1 protein-coding gene is annotated in these 591 nt (G+C 70.4%); it reads right to left on the bottom strand.

Annotated features, from left to right (window positions below; translation table 11 throughout):
• The coding region (gene mca, locus CWC38_RS11900) for a mycothiol conjugate amidase Mca (RefSeq protein ID WP_121846903.1) at positions 1–591 on the bottom strand (591 nt) is incomplete at its 3' end.

A 591-nucleotide genomic window follows, 5' to 3' on the forward strand; every position in this document is an offset into this window, starting at 1 on the left:
CTCCAGGCCCTCGTGCAGAGCCAGGAAACGCTCCGGGTTGAACGCCCGGTCGTAGTAGAGCTTGAGCGGTGCCCAGGGCGCGCCCGTTCCCGGGTACGCCTCCGGATCACCCGCCCTGCGGTACGCCTCCATGGCCACGTTGTGTGCCTGGATGTGGTCCGGGTGCGGGTAGCCCCCGTTCTCGTCGTAGGCCAGGATCACGTGCGGTCGGAACTCGCGCACGAGCTGGACCACCGGAGCAGCCGCGCGCTCCAGCGGTTGCAGGGCGAAGCAGCCCCACGGCAGGGGCGGGAGGGGATCGCCCTCGGGCAGGCCGGAGTCCGTGAACCCGATCCACCGGTGCTCCACACCCAGCGCCTCGACAGCGGCCGCCATCTCGTGGCGGCGCAGACCGGGCAGGTCCCGCTCCGCCCAGACGTCACCCTCCATCTCGGCGTTGAGGATCGAACCCCGTTCACCACCGGTGCACGTGGCCACCATGACCCGGGTGCCGAGGCGCGCGTAGTGCGCCATGGTCGCGGCACCCTTGCTGGACTCGTCGTCCGGGTGCGCGTGGATGGCCAACAATCGAAGCTGCGAATGGTCCGTCAC

The sequence above is a fragment of the Kocuria tytonicola genome (assembly GCF_003687455.1).
Taxonomy (GTDB): domain Bacteria; phylum Actinomycetota; class Actinomycetes; order Actinomycetales; family Micrococcaceae; genus Kocuria; species Kocuria tytonicola.